Source organism: Chromohalobacter marismortui, from assembly GCF_004364315.1.
GTDB lineage: Bacteria > Pseudomonadota > Gammaproteobacteria > Pseudomonadales > Halomonadaceae > Chromohalobacter > Chromohalobacter marismortui.
Genome location: NZ_SOBR01000001.1, coordinates 563,932 through 581,342, shown reverse-complemented (window position 1 = coordinate 581,342; position 17,411 = coordinate 563,932). Strand labels below are relative to the sequence as shown.

Annotated in this window: 16 protein-coding genes; 1 reads left to right on the top strand and 15 read right to left on the bottom strand. The window is 62.9% G+C overall.

Features of this window, described 5'->3' with window-relative positions:
• Window positions 1–70: 70 nt before the first annotated feature.
• Complete coding sequence (locus C8E00_RS02565) at window positions 71–1,192, bottom strand: putative sulfate/molybdate transporter (RefSeq protein WP_133694131.1); 1,122 nt, start codon at window positions 1,190–1,192, stop codon at window positions 71–73.
• A 453-nt stretch (window positions 1,193–1,645) separates the two neighbouring features.
• Between C8E00_RS02565 and C8E00_RS02560 the strand changes: the two genes are divergently transcribed.
• Window positions 1,646–2,311, top strand: a complete 666-nt coding sequence (locus C8E00_RS02560) for a hypothetical protein (protein ID WP_133694129.1) — start codon at window positions 1,646–1,648, stop codon at window positions 2,309–2,311.
• A 111-nt stretch (window positions 2,312–2,422) separates the two neighbouring features.
• Here the strand turns inward: C8E00_RS02560 and C8E00_RS02555 are convergent, their stop codons facing one another.
• The 14 genes from C8E00_RS02555 to C8E00_RS02490 all read right to left on the bottom strand — a co-directional run bounded on the left by C8E00_RS02555 (window position 2,423) and on the right by C8E00_RS02490 (window position 17,179).
• Complete coding sequence (locus tag C8E00_RS02555; RefSeq protein WP_133694127.1) at window positions 2,423–2,626, bottom strand: cold-shock protein; 204 nt, start codon at window positions 2,624–2,626, stop codon at window positions 2,423–2,425.
• A 168-nt stretch (window positions 2,627–2,794) separates the two neighbouring features.
• Window positions 2,795–3,181 carry a hypothetical protein gene (locus C8E00_RS16695; protein ID WP_243833084.1) on the bottom strand — a complete coding sequence of 129 codons (387 nt, stop codon included), beginning with the start codon at window positions 3,179–3,181 and terminating at the stop codon, window positions 2,795–2,797.
• A gap of 195 nt (window positions 3,182–3,376) precedes the next feature.
• Window positions 3,377–5,860, bottom strand: coding sequence for a putative bifunctional diguanylate cyclase/phosphodiesterase (locus C8E00_RS02545; RefSeq protein WP_166638220.1), 2,484 nt, complete (start codon window positions 5,858–5,860; stop codon window positions 3,377–3,379).
• 37 nt (window positions 5,861–5,897) lie between these two features.
• On the bottom strand, window positions 5,898–6,356 hold the full coding sequence (locus C8E00_RS02540) for a TadE/TadG family type IV pilus assembly protein (RefSeq protein ID WP_133694122.1): 459 nt from the start codon (window positions 6,354–6,356) through the stop codon (window positions 5,898–5,900).
• Window positions 6,353–8,059, bottom strand: a complete 1,707-nt coding sequence (locus C8E00_RS02535; protein WP_133694119.1) for a Tad domain-containing protein — start codon at window positions 8,057–8,059, stop codon at window positions 6,353–6,355. Before C8E00_RS02535 ends, C8E00_RS02540 begins: the two co-directional genes overlap by 4 nt.
• A gap of 2 nt (window positions 8,060–8,061) precedes the next feature.
• The gene (locus C8E00_RS02530; protein ID WP_208291860.1) at window positions 8,062–8,448 is read right to left on the bottom strand and encodes a DUF3613 domain-containing protein; all 387 of its coding nucleotides are present in this window, start codon (window positions 8,446–8,448) and stop codon (window positions 8,062–8,064) included.
• Between the two features lie 47 nt (window positions 8,449–8,495).
• Window positions 8,496–9,410, bottom strand: coding sequence for a tetratricopeptide repeat protein (locus C8E00_RS02525; protein WP_133694117.1), 915 nt, complete (start codon window positions 9,408–9,410; stop codon window positions 8,496–8,498).
• Window positions 9,410–10,303 carry a type II secretion system F family protein gene (locus C8E00_RS02520; protein ID WP_133694114.1) on the bottom strand — a complete coding sequence of 298 codons (894 nt, stop codon included), beginning with the start codon at window positions 10,301–10,303 and terminating at the stop codon, window positions 9,410–9,412. The genes C8E00_RS02525 and C8E00_RS02520 overlap by 1 nt, the downstream gene beginning before the upstream one ends.
• Window positions 10,304–10,312: 9 nt before the next feature.
• A complete protein-coding gene (locus tag C8E00_RS02515; RefSeq protein ID WP_133694112.1) occupies window positions 10,313–11,188 on the bottom strand; it encodes a type II secretion system F family protein in 876 nt (291 codons plus the stop codon).
• Window positions 11,185–12,411, bottom strand: a complete 1,227-nt coding sequence (locus C8E00_RS02510) for a TadA family conjugal transfer-associated ATPase (protein ID WP_133694110.1) — start codon at window positions 12,409–12,411, stop codon at window positions 11,185–11,187. Before C8E00_RS02510 ends, C8E00_RS02515 begins: the two co-directional genes overlap by 4 nt.
• 103 nt (window positions 12,412–12,514) lie before the next feature.
• The gene (locus C8E00_RS02505; protein WP_133694108.1) at window positions 12,515–13,885 is read right to left on the bottom strand and encodes a type II and III secretion system protein family protein; all 1,371 of its coding nucleotides are present in this window, start codon (window positions 13,883–13,885) and stop codon (window positions 12,515–12,517) included.
• A 101-nt stretch (window positions 13,886–13,986) separates the two neighbouring features.
• The gene (gene cpaB, locus C8E00_RS02500; RefSeq protein WP_166638219.1) at window positions 13,987–14,994 is read right to left on the bottom strand and encodes a Flp pilus assembly protein CpaB; all 1,008 of its coding nucleotides are present in this window, start codon (window positions 14,992–14,994) and stop codon (window positions 13,987–13,989) included.
• Between the two features lie 19 nt (window positions 14,995–15,013).
• Complete coding sequence (locus C8E00_RS02495) at window positions 15,014–15,274, bottom strand: Flp family type IVb pilin (protein ID WP_133694103.1); 261 nt, start codon at window positions 15,272–15,274, stop codon at window positions 15,014–15,016.
• A gap of 138 nt (window positions 15,275–15,412) precedes the next feature.
• Window positions 15,413–17,179 carry a ShlB/FhaC/HecB family hemolysin secretion/activation protein gene (locus C8E00_RS02490; RefSeq protein WP_133694101.1) on the bottom strand — a complete coding sequence of 589 codons (1,767 nt, stop codon included), beginning with the start codon at window positions 17,177–17,179 and terminating at the stop codon, window positions 15,413–15,415.
• Window positions 17,180–17,411: the final 232 nt, after the last annotated feature.

The window sequence follows — 17,411 nt, the reverse complement described above, 5'->3', positions numbered from 1 at the left end:
GCCCTTCCAAGCGCGGCCAACAACGTCGAGAACCTGCGCAAGTACGCCAAGCAGCGCTGGGTGAAACGCCTCAAGCGTGGCGACGACGCCAGCTGATCCGCGCCCATTCGGCGATACCACCGGCCACCAGCCCCCAGAAGGGATCGAGCGCGACCGTCACCGCGGCGGTCGCGGCGATCACCGGCCAGCACCCTGGCTTGCTGTCGAACAATCGCTGGGTGATGGCCAGTTGCCAGGCGGCAACGAGCAGCAAGGCACCTAGCCCGGCGCGAGGAATCCCCCCCAGCACGCCCAAGCCCCATTGCGGCGGCAGACATGCCACGGCCAGCAGCAGGCCTCCCAGGAGGAGCGGCGCGGTGCCGGTGCGCGCGCCGAAACGGTAGTGCGCGGCCAGACCACCGGCGCCATGACACATCGGCAAGGCGCCGAGCGGGGTGAGCACGAGATTGGCCAGCCCGGTGGATAGCGAGAGTCGCGCGGGGGTGACGTGCGCGGCACGTTCACCGAAATAGTCACCGGCGACGAGCGTGGTCAAGACGATGGCGTTGGTGACGGTCAACGAGAGTTGCGGCAGCACGAGCATCGACATGGCACGCTCGAGGCTTTGCATATCCGGCCAGCTCGCCAGTGCGGGAAACCACGCGGTACCGGTGTCGATGAGCGGCGCGCTCGCGGGCTGGAAATATCCCAGCCCCCAGGCCGTCGATAACGCCAGCACCACGGACGGCCAACGCGGGAAGCGCATTGCCACCAACAGCACGCCGAGCGTGGCGATGCCCAGCCAGAATTGCTCGGCCATCAGCGAGAGACTGGTCAAGGCCAGCAGCGCCCCCAGCCCCAGTTGCAGCCCAACCAGCACGGATTGCGGAATCAGGCGGTTGAAGCGCGCGATCCAGCCGGTCAGCCCCAGTACCAGCAGCACCGTGCCGATCATCACCCCGGCGATGGCGATTTCCAGCGGCGACATGCTCGCCGTCAAGATGACGGCCGCCACGGCCTTCATGGGCTGCACGGGGATCGGCAGGCGATAGTAAAACGCCGTGCCCAGATAGAAGACGGCAAATCCCAATACCACCGGCACGGGTGCCAGCCCGCCGATGGCGATGCTCCCCAGCATCAACGGCAGCAAGGTCCCCAGATCGCCCAGTGCCCCGTTGAGCTCGCGCAGATTAACGGCAAAGGCTGTGTTCATTCGCTCGCCGGCCTCTTTCGGTGCGTGGTGTCACTCTTCTTTTGGCGGTCGCCGGCTTCTTTTGGCTGTCGCCGGCACCGCATTGTTCAAGGGAGCAGACGCCAGCGCCTGACAACCAAATCCTTCGTGCCATCACCGGCGCTGCATCACGGTTCCCGGATCACCGCCGTCCAGAACATCGAGCAGGACCACGGACGTGCCCACCTTGAGCGAAGCAAGGCGAGCCCCCTTGAGCGCATCTGCCAGGCGCAAGCTGCCTATCCTCAGACCTTGTACGGCTTGGTCGGCCCCCATCCTATAGAGGGATTCGAGTGGGCTGGCATCGTTCATTCAGCCTGACAGGTGACTTTTTGCTAGACTCGCTATCGCAGAACGCTACCGGGCATCATGCTCTGTGGCGTTCTTCTTTTCTACTCAATGCCGTTTACTTACCACGTACAAGGAGAGCAAGGAATGCTCGAGTGGCTCAACAATAACAGCGGTGCGCTGAGTACCATCGCGAGTTTTTGCACCCTGGCCGTGTGGCTGTTCTATGCACAGCTGCTGTATCTAGGTTTTGCCCGCCAGCGGCGGCCGCGCATCATCATCAATCGCGGGCTCAGCAAGTCGCCGGACGGCATGTGCCTGATCAGCAACATGAGCTCGGAGGCGATCTTCGTCTCGAACGTCATGGGGGTACTGCATACGTCTCAGGGAGAATACGCCTGCGATCTGACCGATTACACCCGAACCGACAACAGCGGCGAGGAGCAGCACGAAGAACACGCCACGCGCCAGGGGCCGCTCGCCTCGGGCGACTACCATAAGGTGTGCTCGTTCAGGGAAATCATCGATCATATTGCCGAGGGGCACCAGCTCAATATCGACCGGAATTCGCTGACGCTCGAAGAGGAAATGTTGAGGATGCTCGAGATCCGGCTGATCGCCATCTACGGCAGCGAGAACCGCCCCGTGGGCGCCTACCGGTGCTTCATGCTGGAGAAGAAGGACCTCGACCCGAACGTCAAGAATCAGGACTGCCACATCATCCCGACCTCGTTCGATACGCACCGCTTGTCGCGGCGCTGGCATCAAAAGCGCATTCGCAAGTGGCTGGAAGCGCTACCGAACCAACGTTGAGGGGGCGCGGCGGGAGGCACGCTCGAGGTGTCACATACCCCAAACGCAACAGGGCCCGCCGAAGCGGGCCCTGACACATCGGAAGCCTTGCGGCTTCAAGCCAGACTGGATTCAGTCAGCTTTGATGTTGGAAGCCTGAAGGCCTTTCTTGCCCTGAGTGACGTCAAAAGAGACCTTTTGACCGTCCTGCAGAGATTTGAAACCTTCAGCCTGAATTTCAGAGAAGTGGGCAAAGAGGTCGTCGCCGCCGTCGTCCGGAGAAATGAAGCCGAAACCTTTAGCGTCGTTGAACCACTTAACTGTACCAGTTGCCATTTTCGATATCCTTCTTGCGCATTGCGCTTTCAATTGCCGGGTATTTACCCGAGTTACAGTGGGTAAAACAATTAGCTATACACCAGGCTCTCGAAGACATCGATTACTACTGACGGTATGCCACTTGCTAACCTACTGCGTTAAGCTTGCGACATCGCGGGGATACTGTCAAGGCCTTTTCGCCTTTCGCTCCGGGAGCGCCAGTGACGGGGTTCCGGCCGGTTTTGCGCTGCCCTCGTATGCCGCCTGTTGCAGCTCGACGATGGTACGCAGCAGCGTCGCGACGCTGTGACTGGATTGGCCATATTCCTCCATCAGCGCATGGAGGCGCTCTTCGAACGGGGGCGCCTGGGGCGCGGTGTCTTGATGGCGTGCCCCGCCACTATCGAGCTCTTTGAGAGCCGAGGCGAAGGCGTCGTCGAGTTCACGGAACTTGCGAAGTTTCTCACGCTCATCCATATGGCGTGACGATGCTTGACGATTGTTTTTCATGGAAATATTTAAATCACCACATGATGGTTCAAAACGTGATAATGCGGCTCCGACGGGATTCACGAAGGCGCGCGACGTACACAAGGCGAGTCATGCTCACGGTGACGCGGAAAAAACGATCTCTTTGAAGAGGCGATGCTGGCATCGCTCGGCGTTGACTCGGCCCGAGATGATAGATGATGCCAAATCCGTGAAGTTCAATCCCTGGGACTATCCGACGCGCTGCGCAGCAAGTACTGGGCCTCGCAGGTACTGGGCCTAACGCATGTGCGCGGCGTGCGTTGACGGCACGTCCTGGTGTTGCGACAGCCGCCACAGGAAAGAGTCGACGGGCCTGGGGCGCCCCAGCAAGTAACCTTGTCCCATGGGGCACCCCAGCCCGCGCAGCACATCCATCTGCTCTTGAGTCTCTATCCCTTCGGCCACGACAGTCAACCCCAAGCCCCGCGCCAGATCGGCGATCCCCTTGACCAGCAATTGACTACGCTCGTCCTCGGCAATGGCATCGACATAGACCTTGTCGAGCTTGACCTTGGTAAATGGCAGCTCCTTGAGAAAGCGCAGCGACGTATAGCCGGTACCGAAATCGTCCAGCACCAGGCCGAAGCCTTGTAGACGCAGGGACCGCATGATCTCACGCACCTGGGAAAGATCCTGCGTGGCGACGTGCTCGGTGACCTCTAGCTCGATGCACTGTGGAGGCACACCGTAATGCTCGCAGCGTGCCAGCAGCCAATCGCCGAAGCGGTGATCGTCGAAATGCCGTATCGATAGATTGATCGCCCATACCAGGCGCTGGGTGTGCGGCAGCGCCTGGCGCGCCAACCAGTCGAGCATGGCATCGAAGACTTTTTCGTCCAGCGGCACGATCTGGTGACTGGCTTCGGCCACGGGGATGAATTCACCGGGCGAGAGGGTGCCGAAGGTCGCGTGCTGCCAGCGAATCAGGGTTTCGGCCCCCATCAGTTGCCGATTGGCGAGACGGTATTGAGGTTGCAGGTACAACTCGAAGAATGGCGTGTCCTGTTCCAGCGCCTCGGCGAGGGCTTCTGCCAGCACGCGCCGCCGCTCGGCGGTCTTGAGCAGGTCGAGCTTGAACAGCTGCGGTTCGGCCCCGGCGCTGGCCAGCACCTGGTCGGCGGCGTCCTGGGCGGCATGCAATAGCGCCACCGGGGTCTTGCCGTGTTCGGGCGACAACGCGATGCCGATGCGCGGTTCGAGTCGATACGGCACGCCGTAGACCTCGATGGGCGCATGGAGTATTTCCTGATAGCGCGCGGCCATGGTCAGTGGCTGTTGTGCGCCCGACGCCAGGACGACGAAGACGTCATCCGAAAGCCGCGCCGGATAACACACGCCGCCGCAGGTATCGCGCAAGCGCTCGGCGATGCCCTGCGCCGCCAGGTCGGCGTATTCGACCCCGAACTGTGTGCGCAGGTGGTGCAGCGTATCGAACGCCAGATAATAGAGCGAGATGGCATGGTCATCGTCCATGAAGCGTTGCAGGCGCCGTTCGATGCGCAAACGCCCCGGCAGACCGGTCACCCGATCGTTGCGCAAGGCTTGGCGCTTCAAGCGCTGCTTGCGCTCGCGCCTGCACGCCAGCCAGATGGCCGCCCCGGCGACGATCAGCGCGGCCGTGGCCAGCGTAAAAGCCCACCGCGTCCATTGCCGCTGGGCGACGACCGTCTCGGGCACATCGAGCCAGTTCACGCCGTCTCGCGCGGAGGCCTTGAGCTGCTCTCGGGCGCGGTACAAGGCACTCGGCGGTGTCGCGATCGGGAGCGAACCTTCCAGCATCAACCCGCTATCGGGCGTGAACAAGGCATCGATGAGCATATCGGCCATGTGCTCGGGCGCCGCAAAGACACCCCCCAGACAGCCATGCTCGAGCCACGCGCGTTGATAGCACCAGAAGTGCCAGCCCTGCTCGGCCAGCGCCTTGACGCTTGCCAGATTCTCTTGCGTCACCGGCGCCGAGAGAAAGGCTTGCCGCGGCTCGCCTCGTTGGCGACGACGCGCGCTAAAGCGCGTCAGAGCGTCCTCGTCCGGCGAGTCCAGCGCCAACCAGGCATCGCTCAGACGGGGCCAGCTCATCCGGCGCGCGCTGGCCACCAGCGCATCGCGGCGCTCGCTCTGGGCATACCACAGCGCCAGCGGGCCTTGCTGTGGGCGACGCGCCTCCAGCGCCCAGCGCAGGCTGCGCTCGGCGTAGACATCGCGCCCGATATGCGCGATGCCCTGCGCGCTCAACCACTGGCGAAGTGCCCCATCGTGCACGCCGTAGGCCACGACGGTGGCCTTTTCGGGCGAACGGGACGAGACACGAAGATGGCGATAGGCGCGCACGGCGGCATCGTGCATGAGCAACACGTAGTCGAGATCGGCGTGACGATGCGCCATGGTCTCGCGCCAGCGACGCAGCATGGTGTCTCGCGGGAAGCGGTCGGCCCCCAGCACCTCGAGGCTGACATGGCCCTCGCCCAGGCGGCGCGTGAGCGCTTGACGCACATCGCTCAACAGGGCGTCGTCGCTTTGCAGTGCCAACTGGCTGGGCACCACGAGCATGGCGCTGGCGGTGGTCGCCTTCGGCACCGATGTGCCACTATCGGCCGCCCTCACCTCGGCCGCGCCGGCTCTCCCCAGCGGCAGGATAGCCAGTACCAGCAGACAGCAAAGCCAGGTCAGGGTCTGGTGCTGGCCGATGCGCTCGTTCTGAGTCTTGTTGATGCCCTCTAGCATGCGTGGTCTCCTGCCATCATGCGCGGTCTGCTGCCATTCAATCGAGAAAGACGCTGGCATGCGTTTTCAAGGGGTCCGGCGTGCCCGGGATGCTGATGCCCAGTAGGTTCAAGATGGGTAGAGGGTAATCCGCGCCCAGGCATACAACCAAGCGACCTCCATCGGAGGCGGGGAGCGCATCACCACAATCCGCAGCGTCAAGCTGACGTACATCAAAGCGTTCCAGCCATGAGGCGTTAATTGTCGCCTCTATTCGCTCATCAATCAGGCTATCGCGGGAAATATCAACCTCTTTCAGTGGCATTGTACTAATCGCCGCCGCTTGACGTGCCGATTCACTAGCAAGGCTTTGCAATCCGCTTTGAATAAGAAACACGAAGGCGTAGCCGATCAGGGCATACAGCACCAGAAAGAACACCGGGAAGACGATGGCGAACTCGATGGCCGCGACGCCGGATTGGCGTTTTTTGCCCAGCATCCGAGTATGTCGTTTCATTTCACCAGCTCCACTTTGGCCTGTGGCGAGTAAACCGATACCTCATATTGGTTGACGCTAACCCCCAGCGCTGCGAGCAACGGGTCCAGCACCTGCTCAAGCAAGCTTCTCACGATGGGATCGACGATGTTTCTAACCAGCTCCGCCACGGTACCGACGGTGAATTCCGTCAGCTCCGACACTAAGTCGCCAACCCCATCGAGCACATCGCACAAGAAGATTGGGCATTGATTGCTCTGCAAGATATCGACGTCCACGTCCAAGCCACTCAACAAACTGTTGATATCATCTTGCAAAATGCTGGAAGAAGGCACCACGTTCGTTGTCGCAGGGTAGTTTCCCTGGAAGACGGAATACTGAGCTTCTTGCATGGAAGATTCGCCACCATTGGTACTTGCGGCGATATCGATCGATGCTAACGACACCTCACTGCTGCCGATCAAGTTCACCGAAATGGGGGAGACGTCATTCGGGACACCATTGGCCAGCGTTTCAATGTGCCCCAAGGCGAGTTTGATGACCGATGGGCGTGATCCGACCCGCACGGTATAACGATTAACTCCCTGGCATTCGATGGTATCCAACCAGGCGCGCGCGGCCCCCACCTCGGCCACCAGCCCCAGATCGAATGATGCCAGGGGCGATATATCCAGCTCGCTGTTCAGCCACACCTTGATTTGTGCCGACGTTACCTGGGTACGGTAGCCCATGGTGCCGGCGCCCTGCGGCGCTTTTCCCGGCGGACCGAAAGCGATTCTCGCCGGGCTCTGAATTACCAAGCCCAAGTCGAAGGCATCGGGCATCAACTTACTTTCGAGATTAAGTCCCACGGCTCCGCTATCAACATCTTTTTGCACTAACGGAGCATCGATACTGGCTGCCGTGACGACTGCATTGAGTAACGGCTCCAACGGGATCGACAAGTTAAGCAGTGATTCTCGGTCCCTCTGAAGCGCCGAAAGGTCGAGAATATCTAGTACATTGATCAACTTGCCTTGAGAGGCACTGCCGCTGACGATATCGCTGACACCTGCCGCTCCCCCTATCATCCGAATAAGCGCGGAGGGCGGGTATTCATCTTCTTGAAATTCCTCGAACACGGATGCTGGCGATCTCTGGAACAGATCGCCCAGCGTTATCGAAGCCACTTGGGACGAGTTCAATATCGATACCGCGGCGTCATACCCCACCAAACCCGATACCAAAGGTCCCAACAGCGGAGAATCAGCCGAATCCAGAGACAACAAGGAATTTCCCACACTAATGCCGGCCACTGGTAATCTACGTGCCACTGCCCTAGCCGTTAAAGTGGTTTTTCCTTCATCGATGTCTAATACTCTTTTTATATTAACCACCAGGCTTGTTGTCACGTCTTTTTCAAGGACAACTTCAGCCGCATCTCGCAACCCATTTCCGGGATCATTATCGAACTTCCATTCTTCTCCAGATTCATTCCATACCATGCTGCCAAAGGTCGCACTGGAATTGGCATTCTTCTCGCCGCCACACATCGGACCTTGCGCCGCCGCTTCCATGGCGGCGGTATCGGCTTGCTTCTGAAGCTTGGCCTGCTCGTAATAAAGCCGCCCGACATCCAGCGCCAGCACCAGGCACAGGATCACCAGCCCCAGCACGCCCATGGCGAGCAGGCCGATGGCGCCGCGCTGGGTACGGCACGGCGCGGGGGATGCGTGACGCAGCATGCTCACTGGTTTCCGAACGCTTGGGTATCGATGTACTGCTCGGGGATCTCGTGCGTGAAGCTTTTCACGTAGCGCTGCCAGATGGCCGATTGCACGGGCCCTGCGAGTTCCTGACGATGGGACGAGGCGCCGCGCCCGCTGCGCTGCCATTCCAGCAAGCGTCGTGTCGCCTGGCCGGGATGTCCCGAGAGATCATGCTGGGCGCGCGTTGTCTCGAGCCGGGTGTCTTGTTGCGCCTGGGCGTGCGGGCCGCTCGCCATCACGCCCAGTGCCAGGCCACCGAGCACGATCATAGTGAAACGAAAGAGGCGACCGCGCGTGCGGTGACCCTGCTGATCGGGACCTTGGGCGTCGGCGCTCATGAAAGGTGTCTTTATGTGAAGTGTCATGTCAGCCTCCTGTCGGTGGACGTGTTCGAGATGGAACCCGTCATGCGTCATTGCCGGATGATCTCGAGGGTGCCGGGATCCGTCGGTCTCTCGATGGGGGTATGGGTAATCGCTGCGCCCGCACCGCTCGGCGGAGATGCCGCGATGCGAGACACCGCATTGGGCGCGGCACGTGAGACGACGCCTGCGGTACCCGGCGTCGCGTCGGCTTTCGCCAGTCGGGTCTGGCGCAACAACGCCACTTCGTTGCGGTCGATCCCGAAGCGCTGGGCGATGCCTTGCGCCTGCCGGTCGTCGTTCTGGGCATACAACGCCATGACCAGGTTGCGCGCGGCACGTGCATAACCGGGGCTCAGCTCCAGAGCGGTCAGAAACTCTTCTTCCGCTCGGCGGGGCTGGCCTTGCAGCAGGTACAGGTAGCCCAGATCATTGCGAATGGCGGCATCGATGGGACGCGCCTCGCGCGCACGCTGCATGGCCTCCAACGCCGTGCCGAGCTGTCCTCGCGCGGCATGGTTGCGGGCGATGCCGCGCCAGGCATCGGCGGCCAGGCAGGTATCGGTGAGCGTGGCGTAGACAGCATCGGCCTTGTCGCGCTTGCCCGTCTCGCGCAGCGCCTCGCCCCGCAGCAGTCGCGGCTCGGCCAGCGTTTCACGTGTCGTGTCCAGCGCTAGATCGTCGAGATGCGCCAGCGCGGCACGGGGCTTGCCATCGTTGAGCATCTGGCGGATCAACGAAATCTGCATGCCGGTGGTGGCCGTCATTTCCGCGCCGCAGACGCCGCGCTGCATGTTGCTCTCGTTCGTGTCAGCCGCTGTCAGACGGCCGGATGCCCTGGCGGCGTCCTGGGACTGCGTCCAGGGGGTGTCCGGCGTCGAGGTGCTGGCGCATCCGCCCAATGCGCTCAGGCAGACGACACCCACGGCGGCATGCACCCACCGCGATAACGTTGCATGCGACATCATTCGCCTCCCAGGGTCGCCAGCGCACCGGCGAGATTGAGGACCGCGGGCCCGGCCAGGACGATCAGCAAGGCCGGGAACAGAAACACCATCATGACCAGCGACATCTTTCCCGAGAGCCGGCTAACGGCTTCTTGCAGGCGTGTGCGCCGCCGGTCACGCAACAGCTCGCTCAGCGCGCGCAACGAGTCCCGCGCGCCGCCCCCGCTGGACGAGACTTGCGCCAGCAACTTGAGCAAGTCGCTCAGACCTTCGCTGGCCTGCACATCGGCGACTTCTTCGAGGGCGTCCTCGCGGGCCTGGCCGGCGTCGATCTTGTGCGTCACGCTGCGCAGTTCGCGCACGCTTTCCGGGGCGGTACCTCGCAGGTTGTCGATCAGCCCTTGGAGCACGCTTTCCAGCGTCATGCCGGCCTCCCAGAGCATGCGCGTGACCTGCAGTACCAGGGCGATTTCATCGTCCAGGAGGCGGGTCCGCCGACGGCGGCGATGCTTGAGCCATGCCCAGCACAGCACGCCCGTCAACGCACTCGCGGCAATCCCCAGCATCAGGCTGCCCAGCACGCCTCGCCCCTGCTCCCATCCCCAGGCAGTGCCCACCAGACAGGCACAAGCCGCCAGCGTACCGAGTATGCCGAGGAACTGCGCTTGCACCCGTGAGCCGATGAAGCCCGCCTGACGCAGGACGATGGCAAGCTCGGCGCTGCGCGCATGCCGTCGCCGGTGCACCCGCCAGGCACTGCCACGACGCAGCAACCATGATTCGGTCTGGCGCCAGGCGTCCGGTGCTTGCGGGGGCTGACGGTCGAGGCTGCGCTGCGCCACCACCCAACACACCCCGGCGGCGATCATCAGTGCCGCGCCACTGGCGAGTAACAACATCACGGCTAGCATGCGCCCTCCTCAAATCGCCTTGAGCATCCGCCACATCACGAAGCAGCCGCTCGCTTCCAGCCCCAGTGCCAGCCACAGCGCCGCACGACCATCGGCGCTGTGCCACATGGTGCTCAGAAACTCGGGATTGGTGATCAGAATGTAACCGCCGATCAACACCGGGATGACGGCCAGCACCACGGCGGTGAAACGCGTCTCGCCGGTGAGCGCCTTGAGCTCGCGGCGTCCCCGCTCCTGCTGGCGCAACAGGGTCACGAAGCTGCTCAAGATGTCGCGCAGGCTGCCACCATGGCGTTGGTTGACCTCCAGCGCGGTGGCCAACAGCGCCAGTTCGTTGAGCTTGAGCAGCGTGCTCTCGCGAACCAGGCCTTCGTGCACTTCCAGCCCCAGCTCGCGACGCGCCCAGACCCGTTCGAGCATGTTGCGAAGCGGCGGTGTGCTGCGCGCGATCTGACGCTTGAAGGCACTTTCCGGGCTGGCGCCCACGGAGAGCTCGCGCAGCAGCTGTTCGAGATACCCCGGCAACTGGGCGCGCAAACGTGAACGCAGGCGCCGCGCCCGCCATTGCAACAGCAGGTTGCCGCCCACCAGCACAGCCGACAGCACGTACAGGCTCCAGCGTTGGTCGAGCAATACCAGCATCACCGCGAGCACGCCCAGCACCAGGGCGACGGCGATCATCAGGCGACGCGACGTGAGCTGAATGCCGGCCCGCAACAGATAGTCGAGCGCCCACTCGAGCAGCGACTCGCTGGGCGCGATGCGCCGCCGCTGGCGGCGCGGTGCGCTTGCCTCTCGCGGCATCGCCGCCACCCGCGCACTGGTCCATATCAGCCCGGCGGCGGCCAGCAGCAGGACCATCGCGATCCACCACCACAAGGTCATGCCCGTACCCTCGCGCTGGCGAGCTGGGTCCAGGGCGTTTCGTGGCGGTGATAAAGCGTTTCGAGCTGAATGGCGTCGCTATCGAACCCGACCACGCGTTGAACTTCGAGCACGTGGCGATGGCCATTGACGTCGCGGGTGACGTGTATCACCAGGTCCAGCGCCGTGGCGATGATGCGGTTGATCAGGGTGTCCGAGCCCTGGAAGCCCGAAAGACGCACCATCATCTGCAGGCGCACCAGGGCATCCGCCGCCGCGTTGGCGTGCACCGTGCTCATCGATCCCAGATGGCCGGTATTCATGGCCTGCAGCACATCGAGCACTTCGTCGCCACGACTCTCGCCGAGAATCACCCGGTCGGGACGCATGCGCAGCGAGTTGCGCACCAGCTGCCGCGCGGTGATTTCGCCCTCGCCTTCGCTGTTGGCCGGGCGCGTCTCGAGACGCACGATGTGGCTGTTGCGCAATTGGAGTTCGGCGGCGTCCTCGATGGTGACGACACGCTCGTGCGATGGGATCGATTGGCTCAGGGCGTTGAGCAAGGTGGTCTTGCCCGCGCCGGTGGCGCCGCTGATGAGGATGTTGCGACGCCGCTCCACGGCTTGCTCCAGCTCGCTGAGCAGCGCAGCGGGCAAGGCGTCGCGCTCGACCAGCGCCAGCGCGCTCATGGCGTCATGGCGAAACTTGCGGATCGACACGCAGGGGCCGTCCAGTGCCAGCGGCGGAATGATGGCGTTGACGCGCGAGCCATCTTCCAGACGCGCATCGACCATGGGACTGGCCTCATCGAGCCGCCGGCCCAGGGGCGCCAGCATGCGACGCACCACGCGCAGTACGTGGGCATCGTTGAGAAACTGCTGAGCAACGCGCTCGAGCCTGCCGTCGCGTTCGGCGAAGACGTGATGCGGCCCATTGATGAGGATGTCGGTGATGCCGTCATCGCGTAACAGCGGCTGTAGCGGCCCATAGCCGGTCATTTCGTGATACAGCGATTGCAACACCGCTTGCATGGCGTCGTCGGGGATGAACTCGCCGCGCTCGGCCAGCCAATCGCGCACGCTATCCTCGAGGCGCGTGAACAACACGCTGGGTTCGGCGTCGAGTTCCATGCCTTCGTCCTCGAAGCGCTCGATGACGCTGCGATGCAGTTCCGACTGGAAGGCCGGGTCGTCGGGATCGGCGACGACGTTCAGGTGTCGTTGTCCAAAACGTGGCAGTGCCATGGTGTTTCTCCTGACGGACATTGCGCCTCTAATCTGCGGCAAAGACCCCTCGCAACGTCTTTTGCCCCCTGCGCCCTCTGATCGTGGAATGTAACGGGCGTCTCTAGCGACTGAAGCCGACGTTGCCCAGGCGCTCGAGGCTGGCGGCGTTCTGCGGGTCGAACAACAGTTCCAGATACGAGGGGTCATAGCGCCGCAGTGCCTCGCCGGGCAATTGCGGACGCGGTGCCCCGGCGGCCATCGGCGAGACCAGATGCGGCGTGACGACCATCACCAGTTCCTTGTTCTGGGTCTCGAAACGCGTGGAGCGGAAAAATGCCCCGATGATCGGCAGATCGCCCAGGCCGGGGAACTTGTCCACGGTCTGCATGGTGCTGTTGCTGACCAGGCCGCTGATGATCAGGCTCTCGCCGTCGCCAAGCTGCACGGTGGTATCGGTACGCCGCACGTTGAGCGCGGGCACGGCGACGCCGCTGGCTTGTACGCCCTGAGTGAAGTCGAGCTCGCTGACTTCCGGCGCGACCTTGAGCATGATGCTGTTGCTGTCCAGCACGGTGGGAGTGAGCTGCAGGCGCACACCGAACTGCTTGAATTCGATGCGCACATCGCCGTTGTCATTGCTGACCGGGAAGGGAAATTCGCCACCGGCGAGAAACGAAGCGCTTTGCCCGGAGAGCGTGACCAGGCTGGGTTCTGCCAGCGTGTAGGCGAAGCCATTGCTGCGCAGCGCGCTGATCACGCCGAGCATGCTGTCGTCGGCGCTGCCCGCGACGATGTTGTAGCCGCCATTGCCGGTCTGGAAGCCGGAGCCGGTGAGGAAGGAAAAGCCTTGGCTGAAGGTGTCGCCGATGGCTTCGGCGCCGCCCAGGGCACCGCTGGTACCGACGCCTAGCAGTGTGTTGCCGCCGTTATTCTTGCCGAAAAAGAAACCCGCGGATTGCAACTTGCTGCGGTTGACCTCGACGACGCGGATATCGGTCTGAACCTGCACAGGCCCCGTCTGACGAGTGGCATCCACCACGTTTTGATCGCCGAGCCGCTTGCGCGCTTGAGCATGGCGCGCCAGGGATTCAGTCTCGCCGGCAAGCGTGGGCGTATCGGTACCGCCGGCCAGGGTGTATTCGGATTCCATGCCCCGAGCGCCACGCGGGCGCACCGTCACGCGGTAGTCGCGCGGTGTCTCGCGGCCGCTGCGCCATACGCTCAGCGCAGTGGTTCCCGATGCCAGACCGGTGATCATGAGTTGACGTGGCCCCAGCACCTGAGCACTGACGATATCGCCATTGCCAAGCGCCGTGCGTGCCACCGGCCGGTCGAATGTCAGGCGGCGCTGGTCACCGATGTCCAGACGCAGTGTGCGTTCCCCTTGCTGAGCCGTGCTCGGAAAGGACATCAGCAGCATCAAGGCACACACCAGCCAGTACACTGAGCGTCGCCCGAGGCGTTCGACGCTCGAGGTTGCGGTCTCGCGCATGGTAGCTTCCTTCTTCCCTGCATGGGCGCGACAGTTGGCATCGCTAGATGGGTCGCGCGTGTCGTTATCGTGTCGTCGGCTTTATATAGACGCGTTGCTTTTTAATTCTGCGTTTGGATCACACGCCGCTCGCTTCCAATGAATTGCACGACGCGATGGCCGCTTGCCTGTTGGTCCGCGCGCCGCGGCGCGGCAGATGGTTGGTCATCGTCGTCGATGGCGGCGATATCGGCGTAGGTCACGGCGGGTGCGAGCGCGTCGTCGCTCGACGTACCTGCCGAGCGTGACGTTGCGGCACTGCGGTCTTCGGGTAATCCCAGCACCAGGGCATCGCCCTGCCCATCCGGCGCGGTGACGAGATTGGCCATCAGGTCATCGATCCGCTCTCGGCTACCCACGACGGCCAGCCGCAGGCGGCCGGTACTCTCGGCCAACAGGAGTTTGGGCGCCTGCGCTTCGTTGACGGCAACCACGGCGGTGCGGGCGCCATTACGACCGTTGTCGTCGCGCTGGTCATCGACGCCACCCCGCAGGTCGTCGCCATACCCGAGCACCAGTACATCCTCGAGGAGCCGGCGCGCCAAGGTCTGACGTCGGTCGCCTGATTCGGCTGCACGCGCTTGAAACAGCACATCGACCCGGTCGCCGGGGACAATGAAACCGCCGCCGCCGATGACCTCATCGACACCGATGGCCAGGGCGCGATAGCCGGCGGGAATCTGTCTGGCCAGCACGCTGCCCAGCGCGAAATCCTCCTTGCGGATCACCTCGCCGGCCTCGATCGGACGCGTCAGCACGCGCCCTTCCAAAGCGTTGCGCTCGGCAAAGCTTTGCGGCAAGGCATTGGGGAAATCGACCACCGCCAGCATCGGCGACCCCGTGGCGGTATCCGTCACGTTCTCGGCCTGCAACTCAGTACCTGCACGCAGATCCCGCGTGGCCACCACCGCCGGATGCTGTCTCGCCGGCGCCTCGGTAGCCGACTCGATAGCGGACTCGGTCAGCGATGGCGGCACGGCCTGCTGAGTCAACCGCCAACCGGTGAAGCCCAGCCCCAAGGCCAGCATCACCAACAGCACCGCCACGATCTTCAGGGTTTTGGGGGACATGGTCGTCATCCCTTCCGTATTACTCGGGTGCCGCTGTGGAAGCGCCTGATATCAGAGTGCTGATTTTGGCAAATAGATCAGTGAAAATGCTTCCCAGACCGGTTTGCCCAAATGCAACGAACAACGCCGCTGTCACCAAAGCCGCGATAATCGCGTACTCGATCGCGGTGGCGCCCTGCTGACGCTTGAAGCGGGCCTGATTCAGTGGCTTGGCAGCGTGGCCGCGCGCCGCGATGCGTTGTGTCAGAGTGGTGAACTTATCGATCAGTGAAATACGCATGATGTTTCCCCGCGTGTTGTGATAAGTGCTGTCCTGCTACTTCCTTCTTCTAACTTCCCTCTTACGTCTTCTAACTTCCCTCTTACATCTTCTACCTTCCTTCTTCTAACTTCCTTCTTCCCCCTTGCGTCGCCTCCGCTAGCCGCCATCGAACTGCCAGGACAGGCGTGCGTTGATGCGTCCGTCGCGGTTATCGGTTTCCAGGTCTTCCTCGGCGATGGGACGCGCGTATTCCACGCCTAGCCGATAGTGACGACTGTCGGTGAATTCGAGCCCGAAGGCGGCCGAAGCGAGGTTGTATTCGATGTCGTTGTCATGGAAGCGGGTGCGCGCGCCGTCGACGACCAGGTAGGGTTCGAGCCGGCTGACCCAGCCCCAGGGCACGGCTTGCAGAAAGCGCAGTTCGACCTCACCGGCGTAGCCGTAATCCCCTTCGGCCTGGCCGTCCGGGTAGCCGCGTCCAAAGTGGGTGCCACCGTAGTTGCCACGTTCGGGCACGGGCAGGCTATCGGCTGCCCAGAAGCCATCCACGCGGGTCGTCAACCGCCACCGCGTGCCGAGCGATTGAACCCAACGTCCATTGAGGCCCAGACGCGTGAAATTCAGCGTATCGTCGCTGTTTTCGGTGACGCCGAGCGTGGTGATATCCAGCTCGTTCTTGCCGCCGGCGACGCCGAGGCCCTGGCGCAGCTCGCCACCGATTTCCCACAGCCGATCATCGCTGACACGCCGATAGAGGGTGTTGAGCTCGACGGTGCCGTAGCGCAGGGTTTCGTTGGCACGCAACAGGTCGTCGTTGCCAGTGGTGGTGTATCGGTACCGGGTCTCTTCATCGAGATACTCGAGCGCGCCGCCGACTTCCCATAGCGTGTCGCGGGACAACTCGAGGGGATATTCGAGTCCCATGCGATAGCGTTGGCGCTCCTTGCTTTCCCGCGCTTCGATGGGTACCCCCAGCAATTGGGTGTCGGTGACGTCGTCACCATCGAAATGAGTCGCCGAGAGCTTGAGACGCAGGCCATCGCTGCCCAGCGCCTGGCCGTATTCAGCAGCGAGGTATTCATCGTCGCTTTCCACGGGCAGCAAACCAGCCAGCGAGAGGCGTTCGGCATGCCGGGTATTCGCCTGGGTGGCGATATTGGCCAGCACCTGGGTGTCGTCTTCGTTGTCGTAATCCACGGAGAGGCCGGCGTCGACACGTTCGATATCGCGGGCCTCGACACGCACGGTGGTCGCGCCGTTGATGGTGCGCGGCAGCGGCACGTTGACCGAGAGGCTGGCGCCGGGGATACGTTCGATCAGGGCGGTGTAACGCTCGAAACGCTCGCGGCGCAGGGGACGTTCCTCGGCCATACGCTGGATCAGGCGCTGGACGCGAGCGGCCACGGCGTCGTTGTCGATATCCAGCTCGGCGCGGGCGATATAGCCTTCGACCACCACGACCTGCACATTGCCGTTGGCGAAGTTGTCCGCCGGCAGGTAAGCATAGGCGAGCGGATAACCGGCTTTTTGATAGCGCTGGGTGATACGCTTCACGGCTTGTTCGATCCGGCCCACGCTGACCGTATTGCCCACCAAGGGCTTGAGTGGTGCGGCCAATTCGTCGAGTTCGAACACCGAGCCGCCCCGGATATTGATATGTCGGACGTTGACTCGCGCGTTCTCCGACACGCCCGGTGCCGAGGCCGGCTGCTGGACGTTGAGCTCCAGTGTGCGCTGGCGTTCGCGTTGCGCTTGTTGCTCACGCGTGGCGGTCGGCGAGCGTTCGTCGATGAAGGAAGGGACGACATCGTCGGCCATGAGCGGGCCTCCATGGCCGACCGTTACGATGGCCAGGCAGCCCAGCAGCGATGCGGGCAGCGGGCGACGACGTGCGTCACGACGAAGACGCAAGAATGACGGCATAGTGTAGCTTCCCTGTGTGTGTCTTGTCGGAGCCGCTCGTTATGGTGTGGTGGCGGCTCTCGGGTGCCGGTGCCGGGCACCGGGCGTGCCCTCATGGCGGTCCATGAGGGCACCTTGCTGCGTCGTTGGCGTTCAATATCTCTCAGTGCTGCTTGGCGTTAGTTGCGACCCAGCAGGCTACCGCCCAGCAGATTGCCGAGTAGCCCATTGCGCTCGCTGTCTTGATCGCTGC

Coding starts and splice junctions, on each gene's coding strand:
- C8E00_RS02530 (WP_208291860.1), bottom strand. CDS start 8,448: ATGACACTTCACATAAAGACACCTTTCATGAGCGCCGACGCCCAAGGT.
- C8E00_RS02545 (WP_166638220.1), bottom strand. CDS start 5,860: ATGCTAGAGGGCATCAACAAGACTCAGAACGAGCGCATCGGCCAGCAC.
- C8E00_RS02510 (WP_133694110.1), bottom strand. CDS start 12,411: ATGGCACTGCCACGTTTTGGACAACGACACCTGAACGTCGTCGCCGAT.
- C8E00_RS02535 (WP_133694119.1), bottom strand. CDS start 8,059: ATGCTGCGTCACGCATCCCCCGCGCCGTGCCGTACCCAGCGCGGCGCC.
- C8E00_RS02495 (WP_133694103.1), bottom strand. CDS start 15,274: ATGCGTATTTCACTGATCGATAAGTTCACCACTCTGACACAACGCATC.
- C8E00_RS02520 (WP_133694114.1), bottom strand. CDS start 10,303: ATGCTAGCCGTGATGTTGTTACTCGCCAGTGGCGCGGCACTGATGATC.
- C8E00_RS02540 (WP_133694122.1), bottom strand. CDS start 6,356: ATGAAACGACATACTCGGATGCTGGGCAAAAAACGCCAATCCGGCGTC.
- C8E00_RS02560 (WP_133694129.1), top strand. CDS start 1,646: ATGCTCGAGTGGCTCAACAATAACAGCGGTGCGCTGAGTACCATCGCG.
- C8E00_RS02505 (WP_133694108.1), bottom strand. CDS start 13,885: ATGCGCGAGACCGCAACCTCGAGCGTCGAACGCCTCGGGCGACGCTCA.
- C8E00_RS02565 (WP_133694131.1), bottom strand. CDS start 1,192: ATGAACACAGCCTTTGCCGTTAATCTGCGCGAGCTCAACGGGGCACTG.
- C8E00_RS02515 (WP_133694112.1), bottom strand. CDS start 11,188: ATGACCTTGTGGTGGTGGATCGCGATGGTCCTGCTGCTGGCCGCCGCC.
- C8E00_RS02525 (WP_133694117.1), bottom strand. CDS start 9,410: ATGTCGCATGCAACGTTATCGCGGTGGGTGCATGCCGCCGTGGGTGTC.
- C8E00_RS02490 (WP_133694101.1), bottom strand. CDS start 17,179: ATGCCGTCATTCTTGCGTCTTCGTCGTGACGCACGTCGTCGCCCGCTG.
- C8E00_RS02555 (WP_133694127.1), bottom strand. CDS start 2,626: ATGGCAACTGGTACAGTTAAGTGGTTCAACGACGCTAAAGGTTTCGGC.
- cpaB (WP_166638219.1), bottom strand. CDS start 14,994: ATGTCCCCCAAAACCCTGAAGATCGTGGCGGTGCTGTTGGTGATGCTG.